Genomic DNA, 22,895 nt, shown 5'->3' on the forward strand with positions numbered 1-22,895 from the left:
GACAAAGATAAAAAGGCTTTTTGCACTTGCATCACCGAGACTTTCCTCATCTCTACTTAAATGCAAGCGACAGAGCAACGGTCTGGTGCGTCAACCGAAGGTGTCATGACCAATCTATCGTAGCTAGAATTTTTCCTAACTGAGTCTGGTGAACTCACCCCTTGAAGGGACGAAGCTAAAACCATGCAACTTCTTTTCAGAAGCTACGATGCCTTTAGGCTCGTGGTAGTTCACATTAATAGAAAAAGAACATTCGTTCCTATATTAATTATAATTTAACATACTTAATTAATTCAACTATTTAGAAGTGAAAGCATTAATAGATGATAAAGACTTGCGACTTGGATGAGTTTATAATCTTTAAATAAAAAATGCACGACATCGACTCTTTTCTACTTCATTTGTCGAGAAACAAAAACAAGTAGAGAAGGGTGTTGAGCGTGCAGAGTGAATTCTAACATAACGTATTCATTTATCAAATAATTAGTTATATCCCTCGATAGATCTGGTATGTATAAAGAATATGTTTGAAGTAACATTGTGCGACTTTATCCATAAGTTTCCCTAATATGAAGGCTTATGTTTAGAAATATTTTATGAATATAAAAAGAGCCAGACCATTACTTTTAAGCGATGATATGGCTCTTTTAATTTGAAAATCTGAACATTGTCAATTTTTTAAGTGGTACTCGACAAGCGGACTATTTAATGGAATAACAATTTTAAATAGAAATGGATATTTTTATGTCATTTTATACTTTATATATCCCTATCCGCCATCTGATCTAGCTCCAAAGGCAAAAAAGCATATTCTCCGTCCTTAATAATCTCACATTTACGAACTGGAATAGGATGTTTAAAAATGGGCCCATCTATTACTGTAGTATGGAATTCTCCACCTTCTCCGCAGGGGTCAATACCACGAGCTTCAAGCTCCTTCACGTATTCCAGGGTTAATGTTCGCCCTAAATCGTCCTCTCGCATTCCAAATGATAAATTAACAGTTACAATGATCGTTACAAATCCTAGATTTATGAACTCTTCAACAGCTTCATGATGGTTCATTTCCCATAAAGGCATCCCAAGCTTTAATCCAGCATTCTTCGTAACCTTTTCATGCCAACAGCCATGAGCAGGCATATCTAAGTCTCCAGTTACTAACACTTCTGCTCCTTGATTTTTAGCTTTTTCTAAAAGGCGCATAAATACTTTTTCATAATCTGTCCAACTTGCAGCTGCAGTATATACGGGCAAACCTATAGATTTAGCTTGGGCACATATGAGTTCCGGAGGCATTCCATGGGATCTGGAACGTTTCCCTTCTTCCTCCATCATGACGATCAGTCCAACCGCTTCTCCAACCTTCGCTGCTTTATATAGAGCTAAGACACTATCCTTTCCTCCGCTAAAAGAAGCTATAAATTTATGTCCGTGAGCACTATTTTTCCAATCCATTAATTCTGCCATTCATATCTTTCCCCTTTATTCTAATGACTTTTTTCACGATGGCTGTTATAGCCAATTTCATATTTTATCCCACCTTAACGGGCAGTAAAACTCCGACTTCAAGATTCGAGAGAAGTAAAGAAGATAAGTGGGAGATAACTGCCCGTAAAGATCCGATAAGTCTCGCTAACCATCAGTGGGGGATGAAGAAAACCCCCACTGATGGAAGTCTCACTTTATATGAGGTTTCATAGCTCTATTTGTTTGATTTTATCACTATTGTACCCTGATACAAAAAACTTGAAATCTAATGATGAAGAAAAGAGAAGTTTATCTCAAAGAAACTACTTCATTGTCGATAGAGAAAAGATAAGTCATATCGCTAAAAAAGCTGTTCTTGAAATTACTACTGCAATAGTGATCTAGACGCGATCTTCCATTAAAGGGCGCAATCCTGGAACAAGGATAAGCACTCATTCTTCATTTTAGGGCCATTTAGCGAAAGAAGGTACTCCACAGGTATTTAATAAAAAACTCCATCTACTTAATCTCTGAATTTACAAATTTGGGAAAATACCTTTATACTTTTCTTATTAAAGTATAAAAGATCAGGTATTTATACAAACTGTTTGGGAGTGCTTATTCATGGAAACGTTACTCATATATAAAGACGATTTATCAAATAAGTTCTGGAAAATTAACGTTACAGGAAATTCATTTACAGTTACATACGGAAAAGTCAGTACGGTTGGAGCCGTGAAAACAAAAGAATTTGAATCGGAAGAAATTTGTCAAAAAGAAGCTAATAAACTGATTCAATCCAAGTTAAAGAAAGGATATGTTGTAGCAGGTTCATCCGAACATGTGGTAAAAGAAAGTGCTATAACAGAAGCTTTTTTTTGGAAGTTACTTGAGACTGCTAAGAAAAAAGGGGAAGATCCAGATGAGCAACTTGAGTGGTTAGTAAACCATTTGTCCAGAAGGTCGGTAAAAGATATTGTCATGTTTGATTATATTTTTAACCAATATTATTACAAATCTTACACATCAAATTTGTGGGCGGCTGCTTATATTGTCATGGGGGGATGTTCAGATGATTCCTTCGATTATTTTAGGGCTTGGCTACTTTATCTGGGTAAGGGTACTTATGAAACAATTATACAAGATCCAGAAAAAATTATTCCTCATCTCAAGATATTAGAAGAAGAAGGGGATGTTCCAGAGTTTGAAGATCTGCTGTATGTTGCTAGTATGGCATATGAAGAGAAAACTGGGTTTGACGATGAGCATTATTACAATTTATACGAACAACTCTCGGATGATAAATATGTGCAGCCAAAAATGGAATTTGATTGGGACGAGGATGATGAAGAGGGATTAAGTAATAAATTTCCTGTGTTGTGGGAGAGGTATGGTGAAAATCCTCTAGGATAATTACTAATCATCTATATCTATATGGGAAATTAATTGTATTCTAAACATAAAACACCATTTTGAGCTAACAGGCAGGCTAGTTGAGCAATTTATAAATTGAATAGTTTTAAGTTTTATAGAGCATTTCTTTGTAATGAGGAATTCTTTTTATCTTTGTCTAACATTAACATTTGAATAACAATAAAAACATTATTAAAATAAATAAAAAATTATTGTTAAACGATAAATGATGTGTTAAATTCAAATTGACAATAAATAAGTGAGGTGCCTTTATGAAACGAGAAACACTCTTTTTAAAGTTCGTTGTTGTTCTTATGGGACTTCCTGTCCTTGCTTTGTGTATATTTTTGTTGCCTGGGATAGCTGAATACTTTGCAGAATTAAATCTAAAGTTAGCTTATTTGCAATATCCCTTTTTAATCGGGTTGTATGTAACAGCGTTAGTATTTTTCGTTGCATTATACCAGACTTTAAAACTTTTAAGCTATATTGACAAGAACCAGGCATTTTCGCAATTATCTGTAAAGGTTTTAAAGAATATTAAATATTGTGCCATCACCATCAGTGTCTTATATGTGGTATTTATGCCAATCATATATCTCATGGCAGAGGTAGACGATGCCCCAGGTATTATACTAATTGGAATGGTCATTATTTTTGGTTGCATGGTGGTTGCGGTTTTTGCCGCTGTTCTTCAAAAGCTATTAAAAAATGCTATCGATATAAAATCAGAAAATGATTTAACGGTCTGAGGTGAATAACATGGCAATTATAATCAATATTGATGTGATGCTGGCTAAAAGGAAAATGAGCGTAACAGAACTTTCGGAGAGGGTTGGAATAACAATGGCAAACCTTTCTATATTGAAAAATGGAAAGGCAAAAGCAATTAGGCTTTCAACTTTAGAGGCAATTTGCAAAGCATTAGAATGCCAACCTGGGGATATTCTTGAATATCGAAGCGACATCGACCTTCAAGAAAAATAAAGCAATTGTTCAATTAAATGATTTGATGATAAACAAAATAAAGTAATGAGGTGATTAAGTGGGATTTTATTATTTATTATTACTTCTAATAGGTGTTGTTCTTCTTGTTGTGGGAGCACTTTGGAAAGGTGTATCTTGGTCGCATCAATGGTATTCCCTTTAAACAGATGTTTGATTAAAATCCAAAATAAAAAGTAGTGTCTAATCGGTAAGTAATCCGACTAAGAGACACTACTTTTATTTAATTTAACCTTAATACTTAATCAATCGACAATACCCCACTGTCTCCTTGCTTTACACTACCTTGTTTCTTCACATTTAACTTAGTTAAGTTTGTAAAAATAACAGGTGTAACAGTAGAAGTAGCTGATTTTTTAATGAAATCAAGATCAAACTTTAGAAGTTCTTGTCCTTTCGTAATTTGTTCTCCTTCTTGAACGAGAACAGTAAAGCCTTCTCCGTTTAGTTGAACGGTATCTAAACCAACATGAATGAGAATTTCATATCCTTGTTTCGATTTAATTCCGATCGCATGCTTCGTTGGAAATACATTAATGATTTCCCCATTAACAGGAGAAACAACAGAACCTTTCGTTGGAACAATGGCGAAACCGTCACCCATCATTTTTTGTGAAAATACTTGATCTTCCACTTCGGTGATCGGAATGATTTTACCTTCAATTGGCATAACAAAATCTTTGTCATTTAATTGTGTTCGTCCTACTGTTTCAGAAGGAGATGCTGTTTCGGAAGCAACAGGTGTATTTACAGCTGTTCCATCTAATCTCTTCATTGCATCGGCAACAAATTCGACATCAGTACCAACGATAATTTGTAGATTTGTTTTATTTAATTTCATAACTCCTTTTGCACCATGTGCCTTTAAAGCAGAATCATTTACCTTATCCATTTCTTTTATATTTAAGCGAAGGCGTGTTGCACAGTTATCAATGATGGAAATGTTTTCTTTTCCACCAATATCATTGATAAAGTAATTTGCCATTTGTTCGTATTTATCATTTCCAACCGCAGTAGATGATGCTTGGTTTTCTTCCTCTACATCATCTTCACGACCAGGTGTTTTAAGGTTGAGAGCTTTAATTAATAGATAGAAAATGGCGAAATAAATGACTGCATAGATTAAACCAATAAATAATAATAATAATGGTTTTTCTGCAATATTAAAGTTCAGTAAATAGTCAATTCCGCCTGCTGAGAATGTAAATCCATCCCGAATACCAAGTAAGGATGTAACCCACATGGAAAGTCCTGTTAAGACTGCGTGAACACCGTATAATAATGGAGCGACGAACATGAATGAAAATTCAATCGGTTCTGTAATTCCAGTAAGGAAAGAAGTTAAAGCTAGACCGATAAACATACCTGAAACAGCTTTTCTTTTTTCTGGTTTTGCAGTTGCGATAATGGCGAATGCAGCTGCAGGAAGTCCAAACATCATGATAGGGAAGAAACCAGTCATATATCCACCGGCAGTTGGATCTCCTGCGAAGAAGCGAGCAATATCCCCAGTCTTTCCAGCAAATTCACCAAATTCGAACCAGAATAAGCTGTTTAATACATGATGAAGTCCTAAAGGAATTAATAAACGATTTAAGAGTCCAAACAGACCAGAACCAATCGCACCCAAATCAATAATCCAATTACCAAGACCATCAATAGCAGCTTGAACTGGTGGCCAAGCAAATCCAGCAATCCCTGCTAAAATGACCATTGCAACGGATGTCACAATGGGAATAAATCTCCTACCACTAAAGAATCCTAACCATTCAGGAAGTTTTACATTATGAAAACGATTATATAGTAACCCTGCGATTATACCAGCGATAATCCCCCCCAGCACGCCCATATTAATATTTTCATCTAGAGCTTGAGTACCGTTTGTTAATACTAAATAACCAATCGCACCAGATAATGCTGCGGCCCCGTTATTATCTTTAGCAAATCCTATTGCGACCCCCATCGCAAAAATTAATGCTAAGTTTGCAAATATTGCATCCCCTGCGTTTGCGATAAAGGCAATATCTAGTAAATCCGGTTGTCCGAAACGAAGTAGCAGTCCTGCGGCAGGTAATACTGCGATTGGAAGCATTAACGACTTACCAATTCTTTGTAAAAAACCTAACATAGTGTTCTCTCCTTTTATAAAAAAATGTAATGCTATGAATGAAAGCGCTTTTCTGTACGTGCATATCATAACACCAATTTGTTATAGATGTCTATACCAATTTTGGATTTTATTAAAAAAGAGTTTAACTGTATTCTATAAGGAAATAGCGTATAACAGCATGTTTTTCCTTAATAGAAGGAAAATATAAATAAAATTGGTATAGACAACTATATCATGGTAATGCTAAGATGTAACCGATAAGGACAAATATGTGAGTATATTAAAGACCCCAAAGAGGGTATACGACGGAAATGATAGTTAGTATAAATTTCTACCGACTTGGAAGGATGAAATGTTAATGAATTCACATCATAAGCCTATTTTGCTTAAAGGCATTCAAATATATTCTGAAGAACTGAAGTTGGAGAATGGATATATAAAAGTAATAGATCAAAAAATAATCGACTTTGGACCAGTGGAGGAATTAAAACAAGAGGATCAATTTAAGATTATTGAAATTCCTTCATGTTATAAAGCTGTTCCTGGTTTTATTGATGTTCATATTCACGGTGTTAATGGTGCGGATGTAATGGATGCAACACAAGAAGCACTAGATATAATGGCAGAAACACTTCCGGGAGAAGGAACTACTAGTTTTTTAGCGACTACCATGACACAAGGTAGTGCGGAAATCGAAAAAGCACTTGATAATGTGGGCAATTACATGGATAGACAGCAAGAGCCTGGAAAAGCAGAAATACTGGGAATTCATCTCGAAGGTCCATTTGTAAACGCAAAAAGAGCAGGCGCACAGCCACTAGAGCATATTGTCGATCCTAATCTAGATGTTTTTAAAAAGTGGCAAACATTATCGAAGGGAACGATTAAGCTTGTAACTATGGCACCTGAACAACCGGGTGGGTTAGAGATGGTTCGTTATTTAAAAGAAAATGGTGTCATTGCTTCTATTGGTCACTCCAATGCTACATATGACGAGGTGAATCAAGCAATCGAAGCAGGAGTAAATCATGTCACACATTTATTTAATCAAATGAGAGGTTTACACCATCGTGAACCTGGTGTTGTCGGTGCAGCATTTTTACGTGATGAATTAAAAGCAGAAATAATTACTGATGGAATCCATGTGCGACCAGAAATGGTGAAGCTTACTTATAATCAAAAAGGAAGTAAAGGGATTATTTTGATTACAGACTCTATGCGTGCTAAGTGCTTAAAAAATGGACACTATGATCTGGGTGGGCAAGACGTTACAGTACAAGGTGAAAAAGCATGTCTTAGTGATGGAACACTCGCTGGAAGCATTCTGAAATTAGGAAACGCAGTGAAAAATATGTTGGCTTATACAGGATGTTCACTTGAAGATGTTATTGAAATGGCTTCTGTTAACCCGGCTAAACAATTAAATATTTTCGATCAGAAAGGGAGCATTGCGAAAGGGAAAGATGCCGATATCGTTATTCTTGATGAAAATTTAGATGTTTTTATGACGTTTTGTCGAGGAACGCTTGCTTATAAAAAGGGGGAAAATTGAGATGAAGATGATAGAAGTAAAAGATTACCAAGAAATGAGTAAACGAGTTGCGGAATATATTATTGAAAAAGTACGTACTTCAAAAAAACTCAATCTCGGTCTCGCTACAGGTGGGACACCAGTTGGAACCTATACGAATTTAATTGAAGATCATAAGCAAAACTACACGTCTTATCAGGACGTAACAACTTTTAATTTAGATGAGTACGTTGGCCTTTCAGGAGATGATTCCAATAGCTATCGTTACTATATGAATGACCAGCTATTTGACCATATTGATATTCATAAATCGAACACTTATATTCCACGTGGTGATGCTAGTGATATGCAAAAAGAATGCCTTGATTACGAAAAATTGCTAACAGAACATGGTGGAATCGACCTGCAAATTCTCGGAATAGGAAGTAATGGTCATATTGGCTTTAATGAACCTGGTACTTCATTTGACTCTAACACTCATCTTGTTGAATTAGCTCCGTCTACAAGGGAGGCGAATGCAAGATACTTTTCTAGTCTAGAAGAAGTACCAACAAAAGCTGTTACAATGGGGATTGCTACTATTATGAAAAGTAAGGAAATTTTGCTACTTATTTCAGGTGAAAATAAAAGTGAAGCCTTATCTCAGCTACTTCATGGCGAAGTTAATGAGAGTTTCCCTGCTTCTGTATTAAGAAATCATCCATATGTTACAATTATTGCAGATAAAGCCGCAATCGCAGCTGAAAAGGTTCGAAACTGAAAAAGGGAATAATTTTCTCCTGTGTCCTTTTAAAAGCGTTAGATATTTTAATTCCTGTAAGTAGGATAAATTTGGTTTTCACACTAAAGAACTTCCTTAAAAAGGGATGTAATAGCAGATTATGAACTTTGTAGCTTAAATAGAAAGGATGCAGATCAGGAAAATGATTAAGAAAGATTCCCCCATTCCTATTTATTATCAACTTGAAGAAATCATTAAAGACTTAATTGAAAAAGGTGAGCTAAAGCCTGGAGATTCTCTCCCAGCAGAAAGAGAATATGCGGAAAAATTCGAAATTAGCCGAATGACAGTTAGACAGGCTTTTACTCAGTTGGTAAATGACGGGTACTTATATCGAATACAAGGAAAAGGAACTTTCGTCGCAGAACGAAAGCCAAAAATTGAACAGGCTCTTCAAGGCTTAACAAGCTTTACAGAAGACATGAAGGCAAGAGGGATGAAGCCAGGGAGTCAGTTGGTTCAGTTTGAAATAATTCCAGCAACGAGTCTAATTGCGAATCAATTAGGAATTCAAGAGTATGGACCAGTATATGAAATAAAACGAATTCGCTTAGCGGACGATGTGCCAATGGCGTTAGAAACGAATTATATCTCAGCTAATTTTATTAAAGGTTTAACAGAGAAAATTGTTAATCAGTCGTTATACTCTTACATTGAAAATCAGTTAAACTTAAGAATTGATCATGCTTCCCAGGTTATTGAATCATCCGTCGCTGATGAACTTGAAGCAGAATATTTAAATATTCAACCAGGGGCACCAGTTATGCTCATTCAAAGAAATACGTTCTTAAAAGATGGAACCCCTGTCGAATTTGTTAAATCAACTTATAGAGCAGACCGTTATAAGTTTATGATTCAAATGAACCGATAGCAGAAGGGAGCTTCTTAACATGTTCAATCAATATTTCCAAAAGCTTAAGGAATTATTAAATTCTGTCGAAAAAGAGGAAAAAGAGAGTATTAAAAAAGCTGCACAAGAGATTGCAACGTGTATTCAACAGGACGGGATTGTTCATGTGTTTGGGTGCGGGCATTCTCATATGTTAGGGGAAGAGTTGTTTTACCGAGCAGGTGGACTTGTACCAATCAGCCCTATATTAATAGAGGATTTAATGCTACATAAAGGGGCTGTACGCTCTTCGCAGCTAGAAAAAGAGGGAGATTTTTCTGAGCAATTTATGGCTAACGTTAGGATTCAACCAGAAGATGTGGTAATTGTTGCCTCGACATCAGGTAGAAATCCTGTTCCGATTGATGTAGCAGAAATTGCTAAGAAACAAGGTGCTTTTGTTATTGGTATTACCTCACCGCGCTATGCTAGAAGCCAACCCTCGCGGCATAAAACGGGGATGTATTTATATAATTCCGTTGACCTTGCGATTGATAACCATATAGAGGTTGGGGATGCTCTTATGAAGCAGAATTCCCTCGATGTTCCCTTTGGCACTGGATCTACAGTTATAGGCACGGCCATTGTCAATGGGATAATGGTAGAGGCTGTCAAAGTAATGGTTGAAAATCATTTTAACCCACCCATTTTTAAAAGTGGAAACGTTGATGGTGCGGAAGAACATAATAGAAAATTAATTAATAAATATAAAAACAGGATTCCAATGTTAGAACGTTGAATTTATATACTGTTGAAAAACAATCTTGGCAATAGATAAAATATGAAAATCTCGATAAAATTCCTAGGTGAATCAATGAAGTGAAGGGATTTTTTATGTCCGTTACTTATTTGTCACTTTGACCGATAATTTTCACTTATTTTAAATGTTATTTTGCATATATCCAACTTTAAAAACCCAGCTACCTTCACATGAGAAGATTAGCTGGGTTTCTTAATTATTTGCATCCAATCATTTATAGAACTATTCTGTTATCGGTTTAGTAAAAAAAGCGACTGCTCATTGTTCAGCAATCGCACCCTTTAATGGAACAACGTATTGTCACTTAACAGTTCCTTTTTTATCCTGTAAACAGTGGATCGAGTAATGGCATTTTTTTCTGCGTCAAAACTTTTCAAGTTTTCAATTCGCCGTTCCAAATTTTGATCTTCAGTAGAGACTCTAGTATAAGCAACTTTTATTGCGTAATTTTCTCCTTTTACAAATCTATTTAATAGACACCCTAATCTTAACAATAATGTTTAAGTGGTTGTTTAAGGTGTACCCTAAATAGATAACGAATGACAAATATTAAACGATGGAAGAGAATCTAGAAAAAGGAAGTTACAAGAACAATGCAATTTAGCGTTTAAAAAGTGTGCAATTTATCTCTTAAAGTCACAGGGAAAGTAGTCTAATATCAATAAGGTCTACCCTATTGATATTGTGAAGGTTGCTACTTGAACTACCATGAAAATAAGTTTCTTCAAGATTTGAAAAATGACAATACTTAAGAAGACCCTGCTCAATCGTTAAAAAAAGAGGAGAGCGATAATTAATAAGTCTATGGATTAGGGTTGACTGGATTAAGGTCAGTATCAGTATTGACACTTCCTAACCATTTTCATTCTCTGTGGTGAAGCGCTGATTTTTGCGCTTCATGGATGGCTAACGGGCAGAATAGTTAAATAAGCAAAAGGGTAAAAAAATTAAAGAAGGACTTTTTATGATTGGACTTATCCTTGCTGTAATTATTTTTAATGTAAATTCTTTTAAAACTAATAGACGACTTATAAAAAAACAAATTATATATATTTGGATATTTACAAAAGTCCTCCAACTACTTACTGATATATATTGACTTAAAATATCAAGGTTAAAAGTCAGGGGAAGTAAAAAAATGATTCATGGAGGATAGAATATCAATTATAATTTAATAAAAAATTGAGTAGCAAGGATTATTTTTCGAGGTTAACTGGTATGAAATATGATGTAATCATAATTGGTGCAGGTTCAATAGGAATGGTAGCAAGTAGTAGTGCAGTTGGACAAGCCTTAAGCAACTTAATTATTTCAGGTAAGAATGACATAGATATTTCTCAGTTTTCAATCAATCGATTTAAGAGGGAGTAGCTAGGTAAAATAATGAAGATATATAAGTTAAAGAATAATTTTAAAGGTATAAAAAAGGGAACACAATTCTATTTGGTTGCTGAATCTGAATTTATAGGTGTCAAAGATTTTGTTTTACGAACTAAAGACTTGGCAATCAGGATATCAATTAATGAAAGGGAGCTGCATAACAATTTTACTTTATTGAGATAAGGATGAACGGTTTGATCAGTTAATTTAATATTGAAGTAACGCGATGCTTTACTCTTATAAGGTGTAGAGCATTTTTTTATTGAACTACCATGAAAATAAACTTCTGTAATTCAGTGAAAAAGGCAATACTTAATAAGACGCAGTTCATTCATTTTTTAAAAAGGGGAGAGCGCCTGATTCATTGATCTATTGTAGGAAAATAGACTGAATTAAGATGCTTCAGGTTCTTGTAACGTAACTGTGTATCCCAAACTTTTGAGTCTTCGGAGTGAATGTCGTACAATGGATTGCTGTCTCTGTTTATCAAAGTAGTCTTCTCCTAAGTCTACATACATTTCTTTTCGTGTTAAGAGATAATAAGCTATTCTCAACATGGCATGAGCGACGACGATTCCTGCTCGTTTCTTACCTTTTCGTGAAGCTCTGTACGCCTATACAGTGCTCCGAGATAGTTTTTAGACCCTCTTACTGAATGAGCTGCTTCAGTTAATGCTGATCTCAGATACTTGTTTCCTTTTTTTTGTTTTAGCTGATTTCCTTTTGCCAGCACTTTCGTTGTGTCCTGGAACCAAACCAGCCCAGGAACACATATGAGCTGCACTTGGGAATTGTTTTTTAACATCAGTTCCAATCTCTGATAGAATTTGCTCAGCCATTCTTGTAGCTATGCTAGGAATAGAATCTAATCGTTCAACATCTTCTTGATGGGCACTTACTCTTTTCGCCACTTCTTGATCTAGCATTTCAATTTGCTCAGTCAAAAAATCAATATGCTTTAAAATGGTTTTCAACATAAGACGTTGGTGCGAATTGATATAACATCTAAGGGCGAGTTCCAGTTCATCTTTCTTCTTTTTCATTGTACGTCGAGCGAAGTTCGCTAGTTTTTCAGGATTGTCTTCACCATCGGCAATAGCGTTAAGCATATCCCGAGCTGAAACGCCCATAACATCTGAAACCACAGAGCCTAGCTTAATGTTTGCACCTTCTAACACTTTTTGAATGCGATTATGTTGTCTAGCACGTTCTTCAATGATACTCCGACGATACCGAACTAGTTCACGGAGTTCCCGTTGATTCCGATCTGGAATGTAACTAGCTTTTAAGAGTCCATGACGAAGAAATTTGGCAATCCAATCTGCATCCTTGACATCTGTTTTATGTCCTGGAACTGCCTTCATATGTTGGGCATTGACAACTAAAAGCTCAATATCCTCAGCCTCTAATAAATTCACAATAGGTTTCCAGTAAACACTCGTGCTCTCCATGGCAACATGGGTACAATTATGCTGTTTAATCCAGTCAACCAACTGTAATAGAAATATAGTTTTAGTAGAAAACGTTTGAATCTCCTTTCCTTCTGGTGTCATAATACATGCGGTGATATTATCCTTATGAACATCCATACCACACGCTCTTTCAATGACTACGTCCATTGAAAACATCCTTTCTACGGCTCATATTATTAATGGAGGCTGGTGCATCAACCAGAATAGGATTAATCTACCATGTGTGCTTCCCGTAAGGGAGCGACAGTCAGTGGTGCACCGTGGTCGTTGGAGTCAGACTAACGGATGGGCTCTAACGCACCATAGTTCATCGACCTTCCTCTCCCAGCCGTAGAATCAGTATTGACGGTTCTAAACCATTTTCATTCTCTGTGGTGAAGCGCTGATTTTTGCGCTTCATGGATGGCTAATGGGTGCGATGCTTCAATAACGAAGGATCGCTTTTCTTCTTCAAGTAACTGGCAGGCTAATTGAATAAGAATGGATTCCAGAAGATCGTCATTTGAGTCGATCTTTTTTCTTGTCACTGTTTCAGATAAAAGAGTTACTATTTGAAAGCACGTTGGAACCCAATTGATAGTGATAATATTTTATAAATTGGAAAAAATAATGTATAGGAAAGGAGGGCTTGCGAATGTTTGTGAAAAAGTGTTTAACAGGATTGGTAGTTTTGTTTGCGATGATTGTGGTTGTGAACACTGCAGGCTCGCTCGGCGTATTTGCCGAATCCGGTGTCGTAACACAACCTATGGAGACAGTGAAAGATATTGAGGTCGAGTTGAACGATGATTACTTTAATCCGAAAGTCATCACTATTTCCAATGGAAGAACGACAACGTTGATATTGAAAAACAAAGGTAAGAAAGAACACACCTTCACAGTGGAAAAGCTCAGAATTGACGCCGAAGTCCAGCCGGGAAAAGAAAAAACCATTACCGTGAAACCGAAAAAGCCAGGTACATATGAACTGATATGTCGGTACCATTTCAATGAAGGAATGGTTGGAAAAGTAATAGTCAAATAACAAGCAGGGCCAATCGGGCCTTGCCTATTAATAATGTTATTAAACAAACGGGTGCATGTACAAACAAGCTTATTCATTGGATTTATGCCTTACTAAAACGTAAAGAAACTTTCCTTGATTTAGTATAAGAGATACAATTAAGTAATACATGAAAAACCTTCCAATACGGATGAGGAAGGTTATTTGGCATGAGCAATTTTAGTATATCATTAACTATTTAATAATTTTATAGAAAAATATTGACATCCTATTAGCTGGTTTAGTAAAAATTGCTGAGGAGCTATTTTGGCAGCTCTATCGCATTTTTCAATATTCTACAAGTGGGCGCGATTAGACAATAACGATTAAATTTAATCACCTATATTGTTATATGATTAAGAACAGTGAAGTATTTTCACAAAAAATTATGTGTAATATTTTCCGGCTTATATAAAAAAGTGAGGAGATATGATGTGGAATTTAACGATGCAAGCGAAGAAAGCATTCGAGCATGCGAATATTTTACCAATTCAGGAGTCAGATCATGATTGGAAAATTGCTTTAGAGGATGCAAAAGAAGAAGGTGTAGACCTTTATTCACAATTAAAAGAAGAGCTTAATGAATGCAAAGAGCGCCTGCTTCAAATACTCCCTGAGCGATTTAAACAATATGTTCACGATGGCACATTAAATTCACCCGAGCTACCAAAACAGGTGCGCGAAGATTACTTACTTTGGATACGCGCGGCTGAAGAGACGTTTGAGGCTGTGCTTGATGCATCATTTGAAAATAAGCAGAAGGCGCTTGCCTTTTTGCCGGAACCTGTGCAGGAAGTATACGAACAAAGTTTACATGATGCGGAGATTGAACGAATTGAGCGATCGCCCAGCACATTAAAAATCACGTTAAACACATTAGGTGGCTTTTCAACAAAATCAATTGTCGAGCTCTTCTTCACTGATATTTTCATTGAAGAATCACATCTGCCACTTCAAGTGGGACAATGGTACATTTACGACGAACTAATCAAAACGGAAAATGGGTTTGCGCTGCATGTCATATTTGACTGTCCTGAAACAGAATGGACGATCGAGGCAAAGCAGATTAATGCCAACTATTATTATCGTCCAAAAGCGTATGATGATTTTGCAGAGGATAAAGAATTTGAATTACAAGCATATATTGAAAAACTTAATCCTGATTTCACTTATACTTCCATTACACCAAATTTCAAATCAGAAATAAAAACATTCACAAATGAAGCTCCTTACATGACACTTCAAGAAGGTGAATTATTAGTCGAAAGCGGCGAACTGCATGCGATACTTGCTGGTAAGCAAATAAAGCTAGCAGATTGCTTAAACGATTGCCTTCACTTTATTTTCACAGATGAATATGAAGATCCTTACGCGCAATTCAGTGAGCCTGTGCCTGCTGATGAAATAGAAGAAGTTGCGTTAAGTGAAGACCTTGAGTTACAAGTGCGTGCATGGAATACGATGTATGCTAATCCGCATGAATTTGTTGACATCATCAACCGCGTACTTATGCGACTGAACGTTACAGAAGACAATGAAATGATGGCTAGTGTGTACATCAACCATTTCAATGAATACAGGATTTTAACAGAGGAAACACTTTCAAAGCATTGTAACTTATCGGGGAAATAGATGCATTAGTTTCTACATTGTATAGAGAAGAATAGTAATCACATTGAAGTTGTGGTGAAGATGTTTGAAAACAGATACCCTTTCCGTTAAAGAAAAGATAGAAGAGTTTTACGGATTAATATCAATTTTTATTTTTTTTACTATTTATTTTGCGTGAATAACAAATAAAGGATCATACATATTAGTATGGACTAATATGTATGATCCTTTATATCTTTTCAATAAACTCGCCCGAATTTGGAAGATCCTAGACTGTTGAATCCAACTTCACTCATTGAAGAATAACCACCAATTAACTACAAGAAAGATGAAAGAAACCATTCACCTTCAGTGATTTCCACGACTTGGCCTTCTACATAAATGTTGAGTTTTAGACAACATTCATGACTAAAGCGATTCTTTTTAATGTGAGATATAACTAACATCTTACATCCGAAAATAATGGAATACCCCTGAATCTAAAATTTCGAACCAAAACAAACTAAATAATATTGTTTAATTTTTCTTTTTGTTAAAAATTTATATTAATAAGAACTAGTATAGGCATACGTATATGCACCGGTTTTGAGATTATAATACTTTCCAAATGCATAAGAACTTCTTGGATCAAGATCATAAACCATTGGGGTATAACAAGAAGTCTGCCCTACAAGAACTCTGCCGTTTCCACCAGAAGAGTCGCAACTCAATTGTTTTCCATCTGTATTTCGTTTTATCCATGCATTTGCATTCCAATCTGATGCAGCGGGTTTATCTAAAGTTATTTTGGCCCATGCTGTTTTGCAAGTACTACTAAACTTTAATTCTACTTTCCCAAATTTTTCATTATTTCCATTTAAAAGATTCGTATATGCTTTTGTTGTTGCACTTGAAGCACAATTATTGTAGTAAGGACTTTTTCCATCATACGAATGATTTTCCGCATAAGCTGAAAAACCAGGAACAGCAAATAGTAATACAGTCATCAAAAACATAATAAAAACCTTACCTGTTCTTTTTTTTCATACATTCGTCATCTCCCATAATTTCAAAATTGTAAAACTTCAATTCACATTATATAATAACCAACCCAATTATTGGGTTAATTTACATAAAATGTATATTTATTACTAATTATTTGAACAGGATAGGTATATAGAACGTACGTGAAGATTTTTAGGGGAAGGGGACAGGCGGTTTAGAGTACAAAAATCCAATTATCTTCAACAACCATAATGGATGACTTTACAGATTCAATGTAAAGTCATCCATTTTCTTTATTCTATATCAAATTTGCCAAGAGTACCCCTTCTTCAAAACGGATGTTTTAAGGAGGGGTACTCTTGGCGGTTTTTGGTTGTTTGAGTTTTGATAAAGTTATTTTTTTTGAAATGTAAAGTGTTGAGACGAGACATAATTGAAATATTTTGGTAAAACACATTTACGAACGCTAGTTCTTGGAGGTGGGATTTATGTCAGAGGAAAAGAATTATAAAACTCATCAAATTTGGATTAAAAAAGGACATCGTATGTATTCTTATTTCAAAAATTCATGTGAAAACGCGAAGAATATGTACAATACGACACATTTTTACTACAGACAAGTTTATACTGGCTTGACTCAAGACAAAGAAATTCAACCTCTTCAAAAAGAAGTGTTGACGATAATTGATAAGAGTATTGAAAAAATGAATAATGTGCAAAAGGCTGCCATGACAAGCTTTATGATAATGAATTACTGGTAAAAGAAATGGTTGAAAAGACCGTGGAGTGTAAAATACCTTCTGAACTTGTGCCAAAATGTCCTGTTTGCGGTGGCGAGATGGATCCGAATCTAAGAATTAATCACTATTTTGTGCAAGATGAAAGATGGTATGAATTAAATAAATCGTACAACGATTTCCTGCAGGATTCCGAAGGGAAGAAAATCATCTATATCGAGTTAGGTGTTGGGTTTAATACACCCGGCATTATTCGTTACCCATTTGAGAAGATGACATACCACAATAAGAATGCAAGATTAATACGGTTAAATAAAGATCATCAAGAGGGCTTAGAGGAAAACATAGATAAAACCATCGTTTTCACAGAGGAAGTGCAGGCTGTTGTTTCAGCGATAATGAACTAAAAAAGTTATACCATTAGTGTTTATGCTAATGGTATTTTTATCTAACAGGCAAAAAAGGAGAGATCAAACATGCGACATTTACCATCAAAAGAGTATTCTTCATTAATTTGTTTGGGAGAGGAATTTGTTAAATCTCCTATTGTTCAAGAAAAGGTTGAACTTGTAATAGATGAATTGCTAGAGATTCTTTTACAAGAGCCGGGTGCGCCAAAAGGGGTAGAAATTCCAAGTGAATCTAAAGAAAAACGCACTCTATTAAGAGGGCTTTTAACGATTAGGGAATCAAAGCCTCTTGATGCTCAATTTTTCAAAAAAATGAATTCTCTCTTACAAACGGAATTAAAAGAAAAAGGCATTGTTGACGTGGATAAACTTGAGGTGGTTTCGAATATGTTCTCTGACAATCCCTTTAGTCAATCAGATAAGTTCGTATTATGGCAAGGGGATATTACAAGGATAAATGCAGATGCCATCGTAAATGCCGCAAACAAACAAATGTTAGGATGTTTTCAGCCTCTACACGCGTGTATCGATAACGCCATTCATTCCGCTGCCGGACCACAATTAAGGGATGATTGTGAAATCATTATGACTGCGCAGAAAGAGCTAGAGGAAACCGGTCAAGCTAAAATTACAAGGGCTTATAACCTTCCATCGCAATTTGTTTTGCATACAGTCGGCCCTATTGTCCCAAGTGGAACCATGTTAACGGTGCAGCAAAAGGAAGAATTAGCATCCTGCTATCGTTCATGCCTTGATTTAGCTAATGAAGTAAAAGGCATTAAAACAATTGCTTTTTGTGCGATCTCAACAGGGGTATTTGGTTTTCCTAAAACGGAAGCTGCTCACATCGCGGTTCAGACAGTGAATGATTGGCTAACTACTCATCCACATCAGTTTGAAAAAATCATATTTAATGTATTTAGCGAAGGTGATTTCAACGAATATGCCGATGTTTTTAACGCGTAAGAGGTATCCAATAAAGGATATGTTTATTTGATTGAATAGCACTCATTTTAACGTGGGTGCTTTAAGTTTTTAGTCAAACATCTAAGGTGTATTTTTTTACACTATGTAACTAGAAAGTAGGTACTTGTTTATCTAGTATTTTTATTGAATAATAGCAATATCGCCATTATTTTTTAATTAGAAATCGGAGGATACCAAATGCAATTAAGAGCCTCAGCTGTACAATATCATCTTCATACTATTAGTTCTTTTGATGAATTTGCAAAGCAAGTAGAACATTATGTGAAAACAGCTCAAGAATTCGGAGCTGACTTTGTTCTTTTTCCTGAATTCTTTACAACACAGCTTATGTCAATTGGTGATGAACGAGGAAATCCATTGACTATTCAAGACCTCCCAGACTTTACAGAACAATATCGTTCTTTATTTATAAATCTTGCTATCCAAACAGGGATGCATATCGTTGGTGGAACTCATATCATCCGAAAAGAAGGTAGACTTTACAATGTAGCTCATTTATTTTATCCAGATGGAAGGGTTGCAGAACAAGCAAAGCTTCATCTTACACCAACGGAAATCCAAGAGTGGGAGATTACGCCTGGAGAAGGACTTGAAGTGTTTGAGACACAAAAAGGGACAATTTCATTGTTAACTTGCTATGACATCGAATTCCCAGAAATCGTGCGAATGGCAAAGGCAAAGGGAGCAGACGTTATTTTCTGTCCATCTTGCACAGACGATCGTCACGGCTTCCATCGAGTGCGTTACACAGCACATGCAAGAACTGTTGAAAATCAAGTATATGTAGTCGCTACTGGAACTGTTGGATCTTTACCAACAGTTGATTTCATGCGTGCTAATTTCGGGCAAGCTGCCATCATCACGCCAAATGACATTCCATTCCCACCTCAGGGCATTTTAGCAGAAGGGGAAATGAACCAGGATATGATTGTAACTGCTGACCTTAACTTGGAGCTTTTGTACAAAGTAAGAGAGAGCGGTGCTGTTACAACATGGCGTGACCGTCGGACTGATCTTTATCCAGATTGGGAAAAAACGGTGAAGGTGCTTGAAAACGTATAGGGGGTTTTAGAGTGTATCGGAAGGAAATTTTTGTTTTTGATAAAGACCAACCTATTCCAGCAGTGATACGAAGCTATGAGGAAAAGGATTTTTCTAGCTTGATCAAAATTCAACAGGAATGCTTCCCACCGCCATTTCCCTCTGAACTTTGGTGGAATGAGGAACAGCTGCTAAATCATGTGACTCTATTTCCGGAAGGTGCTCTATGCATTGAGGTGAATGGTGAAATAGCTGGAAGTATGACTGGCTTGCTAGTGAACTTTGATCCTAACGATCCAGATCATACATGGGAAGAGATAACAGACAATGGCTATATCAGAAACCATGATCATAATGGAAACACTTTATATGTCGTTGATATTAGCGTCAGACCATCCTTTAGAAAACTAGGATTGGGAAAGTGGTTAATGTCATCGATGTATGAAGTGGTAGTCCATAAAGGGTTGCAAAGGTTACTTGGAGGCGGAAGAATGCCTGGATACCACGCACACTCTAATAACTTGTCACCTGACCAATATATCCAAGCTGTAGTGGAAGGGAAATTAAAAGATCCAGTTATCACATTCCTGTTGCGCTGTGGACGTACACCACTAAAAGTCGTTCCTAACTATTTAGAGGATGAAGAATCATGTCATTATGGGACATTAATGGAATGGAAAAATCCATTTCAAAATGAAGGAAAGAGGAGACATTTAAAAAATGGAATATAGCAGAATTACTTCAATAGAAGATCCTTTGTTCACTCAAATGCACCAGTTAATGCAAACTGTATTCCCGAAAGAAGAAGTGCTAGAGTTTTCACTTTGGAAAGAGCCTTTGGAGGATCCGGGAATTCGTGTATTCGTAGCCGTTCTTGAGGGAGAAGTTGTCGGTGCTACAGAATACCGTTATTACGAAGACTTTAACGTAGCGATGACTGATTTTACTATTATCGGAAAAGCTAATTTAGGTATTGGACCATTTTTAGCAAATAAACGTGCGGAGGACTTACACAGATTGGCTGCTGACAATGGTAAGAAATTATTCGGAATGTTTGCGGAGATTTATGATCCTTACAAGGTAGATCATTATGAGTTTGGTGGAGTCAAGCCAATGGATCCTTATGTACGTCGTGAAGTATTGGCACATCTTGGTTACAACCGTCTTGATTTTTCGTATGTTCATCCATCTTGGAACAATGATGGAGAAGCTGTTACAGGATTAGACCTCTGCTTCCTACCAATGGAAGCAGGAACAACAGAGTTACCAGCTAGTTTAATTGTGGACTTCTTAAAACGATATTATTCCGTGCTTTCAAATAAACCACAAACATGGATTAGTATGGTGGAGGAATTAGAGAAGAAAGAGACAGTGGCATTGAAGGTGTTTTAAGAGCTTAAATGTGAAAATTTGAGCGATTAATCATGTATTCTTCATAATTGGGGCATGACTATAAAGAGAAATATACCAAGCATAGATAATATGAAAAAATTCGAATAGTGTCGAATGACAATTTGAGTTATAATAGAAAAAGCGGTCTTAAGAATTTCAAATAAATCAAGTAGTACTACATAACGTAAAGGAGAATTGATATGTCAGAAACAACTACTACAACAAAGCCTGTACAAGAATCACTTAATTTGTCAGCGAAGCAAGAACAGCTTGACGTACTTGAACAGCTATTAAAACCTGAGGTTCAGGAATCGTTAACCGTACTTGTAGAGCAGCTTCCAAAATTAACTGAACTTGTCAATATTATGACTAAGTCTTATGACTTTGCTCAATCTGTTGCAACAGATGATGTATTGAAAAGTGATACAGTAGGAGCAATTACAGAAATTTTAGAACCTGTCACACACACTGTTAAAAACATTGCCTCAACTGCTATTGAAGCCCAAGATCGTGCAGAGGATAGCAATGAAGTGATCGGTCTTTTTGGTCTTTTAAGAATGTTAAAAGATCCACAAGCTCAGAAGCTATTCCGTTTTGTAAATGCATACCTACAAATTACGGCAGAACGCGATAATAAATAATACTTTTTACATTCATATAGTAAGAACGGAGGATAATCTATGTCTAAACATATTGTCATTTTAGGTGCAGGTTATGGCGGTCTTCTCACTGCTATAACTGCTCGCAAATATTTAAACAAAGCTGACGCAAAAATTACTGTTGTAAACAAGTATCCAACTCACCAAATCATTACTGAGCTACACCGCCTTGCAGGTGGAACAATTGCTGAGCAAGCTATTTCTATGCCATTAGAAAAGCTTTTCAAAGGCAAAGATATCGACCTTAAAATCTCAGAGGTGGAAAGTTTTTCAGTAGATAACAAAGAAGTGAAACTTGCAGATGGTTCTACTTTAACTTACGATGCACTTGTTGTTGGATTAGGAAGTACAACTGCGTACTTCGGTATTCCAGGACTTGAAGAGAATAGCATGGTGTTAAAATCAGTTGCGGATGCAAACAACATCTTCAATCATATCGAAGGTCGTATTCGTGAATATGCGAAGACGAAAAACGAAGCAGATGCAACAATTCTTATCGGCGGCGGTGGATTAACTGGCGTTGAATTAGTTGGTGAAATTGCTGATCATATGCCTAAGATTGCAAAAGGCTATGGCGTTGATCCGAAAGAATTAAAAATTAAACTTGTAGAAGCTGGTCCAAAAATTCTACCAGTTTTACCTGACCATTTAATTGAACGTGCAATGACTAGTTTAGAAGCACGCGGCGTTGAATTCTTAACAGGTCTTCCTGTAACAAATGTTAAAGGAAATGAAATTGACTTAAAAGATGGTTCTAAAATCGTCGCAAATACGTTTGTTTGGACAGGTGGAGTTCAAGGTCTTCCAATGGTTGGTGAATCAGGTCTTGATGTAGATCGTAACCGTGCAACAGTTAACAGTGCGCTTCAATCCACTTCACATAAAGACGTATTTATTGTTGGGGACAGCGCAGTTGTATTCCCTGCTGAAGGTGGACGTCCTTACGCACCAACTGCACAAAATGCTTGGCAAATGGGCGAACTTGTTGGATACAATCTATTTGCTTATTTACAAGACAAAACGTTCGAAGAGTTCGCACCAGTTAACTCAGGTACACTTGCAAGCTTAGGTCGCAAAGATGGCGTTGCTATTGTTGGTGGAAATTCAACTCCACTTAAAGGATTACCAGCAAGCTTAATGAAAGAAGCAAGTAATATTCGCTACTTGACACATATTAAAGGCTTGTTCAGTCTAGCTTATTAATTGTAAAAAGCAGTTTTACTT

20 protein-coding genes and 2 pseudogenes are annotated in these 22,895 nt (G+C 36.2%); 18 read left to right on the plus strand and 4 right to left on the minus strand.

Features of this window, described 5'->3' with window-relative positions:
- Nucleotides 1–759 precede the first annotated feature (759 nt).
- Nucleotides 760–1,467: a Dph6-related ATP pyrophosphatase gene (locus K9V48_RS20820; protein ID WP_224141068.1), complete on the minus strand. Its 708-nt coding sequence runs from the start codon at nt 1,465–1,467 to the stop codon at nt 760–762.
- A gap of 624 nt (nt 1,468–2,091) precedes the next feature.
- Here K9V48_RS20820 and K9V48_RS20825 point away from each other — a divergent pair.
- The 3 genes from K9V48_RS20825 to K9V48_RS20835 all read left to right on the plus strand — a co-directional run bounded on the left by K9V48_RS20825 (nt 2,092) and on the right by K9V48_RS20835 (nt 3,867).
- The gene (locus K9V48_RS20825) at nt 2,092–2,880 is read left to right on the plus strand and encodes a DUF4240 domain-containing protein (RefSeq protein ID WP_224141069.1); all 789 of its coding nucleotides are present in this window, start codon (nt 2,092–2,094) and stop codon (nt 2,878–2,880) included.
- 272 nt (nt 2,881–3,152) lie between these two features.
- Nucleotides 3,153–3,632 carry a DUF2975 domain-containing protein gene (locus K9V48_RS20830; RefSeq protein ID WP_224141070.1) on the plus strand — a complete coding sequence of 160 codons (480 nt, stop codon included), beginning with the start codon at nt 3,153–3,155 and terminating at the stop codon, nt 3,630–3,632.
- A 10-nt stretch (nt 3,633–3,642) separates the two neighbouring features.
- The gene (locus K9V48_RS20835) at nt 3,643–3,867 is read left to right on the plus strand and encodes a helix-turn-helix domain-containing protein (RefSeq protein ID WP_224141071.1); all 225 of its coding nucleotides are present in this window, start codon (nt 3,643–3,645) and stop codon (nt 3,865–3,867) included.
- 259 nt (nt 3,868–4,126) lie between these two features.
- Here the strand turns inward: K9V48_RS20835 and nagE are convergent, their stop codons facing one another.
- A complete protein-coding gene (gene nagE, locus K9V48_RS20840; protein WP_224141072.1) occupies nt 4,127–6,013 on the minus strand; it encodes an N-acetylglucosamine-specific PTS transporter subunit IIBC in 1,887 nt (628 codons plus the stop codon).
- 340 nt (nt 6,014–6,353) lie between these two features.
- On the opposite strand from nagE, the gene nagA reads away from it, so the two are divergent.
- From nagA to K9V48_RS20870, 5 genes are all read left to right on the plus strand, one after another.
- A complete protein-coding gene (gene nagA / locus K9V48_RS20845) occupies nt 6,354–7,547 on the plus strand; it encodes an N-acetylglucosamine-6-phosphate deacetylase (RefSeq protein ID WP_224141073.1) in 1,194 nt (397 codons plus the stop codon).
- 1 nt (nt 7,548) lies between these two features.
- Entirely contained in the window at nt 7,549–8,286 is a 738-nt protein-coding gene (nagB, locus tag K9V48_RS20850) for a glucosamine-6-phosphate deaminase (RefSeq protein WP_224141074.1), read from the plus strand.
- Nucleotides 8,287–8,449: 163 nt separating this feature from the next.
- Nucleotides 8,450–9,178, plus strand: a complete 729-nt coding sequence (locus tag K9V48_RS20855) for a GntR family transcriptional regulator (RefSeq protein ID WP_224141075.1) — start codon at nt 8,450–8,452, stop codon at nt 9,176–9,178.
- Between the two features lie 19 nt (nt 9,179–9,197).
- Nucleotides 9,198–9,935, plus strand: a complete 738-nt coding sequence (locus K9V48_RS20860; RefSeq protein ID WP_224141076.1) for an SIS domain-containing protein — start codon at nt 9,198–9,200, stop codon at nt 9,933–9,935.
- A gap of 1,239 nt (nt 9,936–11,174) precedes the next feature.
- Nucleotides 11,175–11,327: a hypothetical protein gene (locus K9V48_RS20870; protein WP_224141077.1), complete on the plus strand. Its 153-nt coding sequence runs from the start codon at nt 11,175–11,177 to the stop codon at nt 11,325–11,327.
- Between the two features lie 401 nt (nt 11,328–11,728).
- On the opposite strand, the pseudogene K9V48_RS20875 reads toward K9V48_RS20870, so the two are convergent.
- Nucleotides 11,729–12,955: pseudogene (locus tag K9V48_RS20875) on the minus strand (IS110 family RNA-guided transposase).
- Nucleotides 12,956–13,442: 487 nt separating this feature from the next.
- Here K9V48_RS20875 and K9V48_RS20880 point away from each other — a divergent pair.
- The gene (locus tag K9V48_RS20880; RefSeq protein WP_224141078.1) at nt 13,443–13,832 is read left to right on the plus strand and encodes a cupredoxin domain-containing protein; all 390 of its coding nucleotides are present in this window, start codon (nt 13,443–13,445) and stop codon (nt 13,830–13,832) included.
- 450 nt (nt 13,833–14,282) lie between these two features.
- The gene (locus K9V48_RS20885) at nt 14,283–15,482 is read left to right on the plus strand and encodes a DUF4085 family protein (protein ID WP_224141079.1); all 1,200 of its coding nucleotides are present in this window, start codon (nt 14,283–14,285) and stop codon (nt 15,480–15,482) included.
- 524 nt (nt 15,483–16,006) lie between these two features.
- Here the strand turns inward: K9V48_RS20885 and K9V48_RS20890 are convergent.
- Nucleotides 16,007–16,456 carry a DUF2690 domain-containing protein gene (locus K9V48_RS20890; protein ID WP_224141080.1) on the minus strand — a complete coding sequence of 150 codons (450 nt, stop codon included), beginning with the start codon at nt 16,454–16,456 and terminating at the stop codon, nt 16,007–16,009.
- A gap of 477 nt (nt 16,457–16,933) precedes the next feature.
- Here K9V48_RS20890 and K9V48_RS20895 point away from each other — a divergent pair.
- The 8 genes and pseudogenes from K9V48_RS20895 to K9V48_RS20930 all read left to right on the plus strand — a co-directional run.
- Nucleotides 16,934–17,165 (plus strand): annotated as a pseudogene (locus tag K9V48_RS20895) (RNA-guided endonuclease InsQ/TnpB family protein); the annotation flags it as partial.
- 61 nt (nt 17,166–17,226) lie between these two features.
- Entirely contained in the window at nt 17,227–17,589 is a 363-nt protein-coding gene (locus tag K9V48_RS20900; protein WP_224141081.1) for an SIR2 family NAD-dependent protein deacylase, read from the plus strand.
- A 69-nt stretch (nt 17,590–17,658) separates the two neighbouring features.
- Complete coding sequence (locus K9V48_RS20905; RefSeq protein ID WP_224141082.1) at nt 17,659–18,558, plus strand: protein-ADP-ribose hydrolase; 900 nt, start codon at nt 17,659–17,661, stop codon at nt 18,556–18,558.
- Nucleotides 18,559–18,756: 198 nt separating this feature from the next.
- Nucleotides 18,757–19,641, plus strand: coding sequence for a carbon-nitrogen hydrolase family protein (locus K9V48_RS20910; RefSeq protein WP_224141083.1), 885 nt, complete (start codon nt 18,757–18,759; stop codon nt 19,639–19,641).
- 11 nt (nt 19,642–19,652) lie between these two features.
- Nucleotides 19,653–20,351, plus strand: coding sequence for a GNAT family N-acetyltransferase (locus tag K9V48_RS20915; protein WP_224141084.1), 699 nt, complete (start codon nt 19,653–19,655; stop codon nt 20,349–20,351).
- The gene (locus K9V48_RS20920; RefSeq protein WP_224141085.1) at nt 20,341–21,012 is read left to right on the plus strand and encodes a GNAT family N-acetyltransferase; all 672 of its coding nucleotides are present in this window, start codon (nt 20,341–20,343) and stop codon (nt 21,010–21,012) included. The genes K9V48_RS20915 and K9V48_RS20920 overlap by 11 nt, the downstream gene beginning before the upstream one ends.
- Before the next feature lie 200 nt (nt 21,013–21,212).
- Nucleotides 21,213–21,653, plus strand: coding sequence for a helical membrane plugin domain-containing protein (locus K9V48_RS20925; protein WP_224141086.1), 441 nt, complete (start codon nt 21,213–21,215; stop codon nt 21,651–21,653).
- Nucleotides 21,654–21,692: 39 nt separating this feature from the next.
- Nucleotides 21,693–22,874, plus strand: a complete 1,182-nt coding sequence (locus tag K9V48_RS20930; RefSeq protein WP_224141087.1) for an NAD(P)/FAD-dependent oxidoreductase — start codon at nt 21,693–21,695, stop codon at nt 22,872–22,874.
- Nucleotides 22,875–22,895: the final 21 nt, after the last annotated feature.

The organism is Metabacillus rhizolycopersici (assembly GCF_020075705.1).

Excerpts from the sequence above, each read along its gene's own strand:
- K9V48_RS20820 (WP_224141068.1), bottom strand. The coding sequence starts at position 1,467 with ATGGCAGAATTAATGGATTGGAAAAATAGTGCTCACGGACATAAATTT.
- K9V48_RS20825 (WP_224141069.1), top strand. The coding sequence starts at position 2,092 with ATGGAAACGTTACTCATATATAAAGACGATTTATCAAATAAGTTCTGG.
- K9V48_RS20830 (WP_224141070.1), top strand. The coding sequence starts at position 3,153 with ATGAAACGAGAAACACTCTTTTTAAAGTTCGTTGTTGTTCTTATGGGA.
- K9V48_RS20835 (WP_224141071.1), top strand. The coding sequence starts at position 3,643 with ATGGCAATTATAATCAATATTGATGTGATGCTGGCTAAAAGGAAAATG.
- nagE (WP_224141072.1), bottom strand. The coding sequence starts at position 6,013 with ATGTTAGGTTTTTTACAAAGAATTGGTAAGTCGTTAATGCTTCCAATC.
- nagA (WP_224141073.1), top strand. The coding sequence starts at position 6,354 with ATGAATTCACATCATAAGCCTATTTTGCTTAAAGGCATTCAAATATAT.
- nagB (WP_224141074.1), top strand. The coding sequence starts at position 7,549 with ATGAAGATGATAGAAGTAAAAGATTACCAAGAAATGAGTAAACGAGTT.
- K9V48_RS20855 (WP_224141075.1), top strand. The coding sequence starts at position 8,450 with ATGATTAAGAAAGATTCCCCCATTCCTATTTATTATCAACTTGAAGAA.
- K9V48_RS20860 (WP_224141076.1), top strand. The coding sequence starts at position 9,198 with ATGTTCAATCAATATTTCCAAAAGCTTAAGGAATTATTAAATTCTGTC.
- K9V48_RS20870 (WP_224141077.1), top strand. The coding sequence starts at position 11,175 with ATGAAATATGATGTAATCATAATTGGTGCAGGTTCAATAGGAATGGTA.
- K9V48_RS20880 (WP_224141078.1), top strand. The coding sequence starts at position 13,443 with ATGTTTGTGAAAAAGTGTTTAACAGGATTGGTAGTTTTGTTTGCGATG.
- K9V48_RS20885 (WP_224141079.1), top strand. The coding sequence starts at position 14,283 with ATGTGGAATTTAACGATGCAAGCGAAGAAAGCATTCGAGCATGCGAAT.
- K9V48_RS20890 (WP_224141080.1), bottom strand. The coding sequence starts at position 16,456 with ATGTTTTTGATGACTGTATTACTATTTGCTGTTCCTGGTTTTTCAGCT.
- K9V48_RS20905 (WP_224141082.1), top strand. The coding sequence starts at position 17,659 with ATGCGACATTTACCATCAAAAGAGTATTCTTCATTAATTTGTTTGGGA.
- K9V48_RS20910 (WP_224141083.1), top strand. The coding sequence starts at position 18,757 with ATGCAATTAAGAGCCTCAGCTGTACAATATCATCTTCATACTATTAGT.
- K9V48_RS20920 (WP_224141085.1), top strand. The coding sequence starts at position 20,341 with ATGGAATATAGCAGAATTACTTCAATAGAAGATCCTTTGTTCACTCAA.
- K9V48_RS20925 (WP_224141086.1), top strand. The coding sequence starts at position 21,213 with ATGTCAGAAACAACTACTACAACAAAGCCTGTACAAGAATCACTTAAT.
- K9V48_RS20930 (WP_224141087.1), top strand. The coding sequence starts at position 21,693 with ATGTCTAAACATATTGTCATTTTAGGTGCAGGTTATGGCGGTCTTCTC.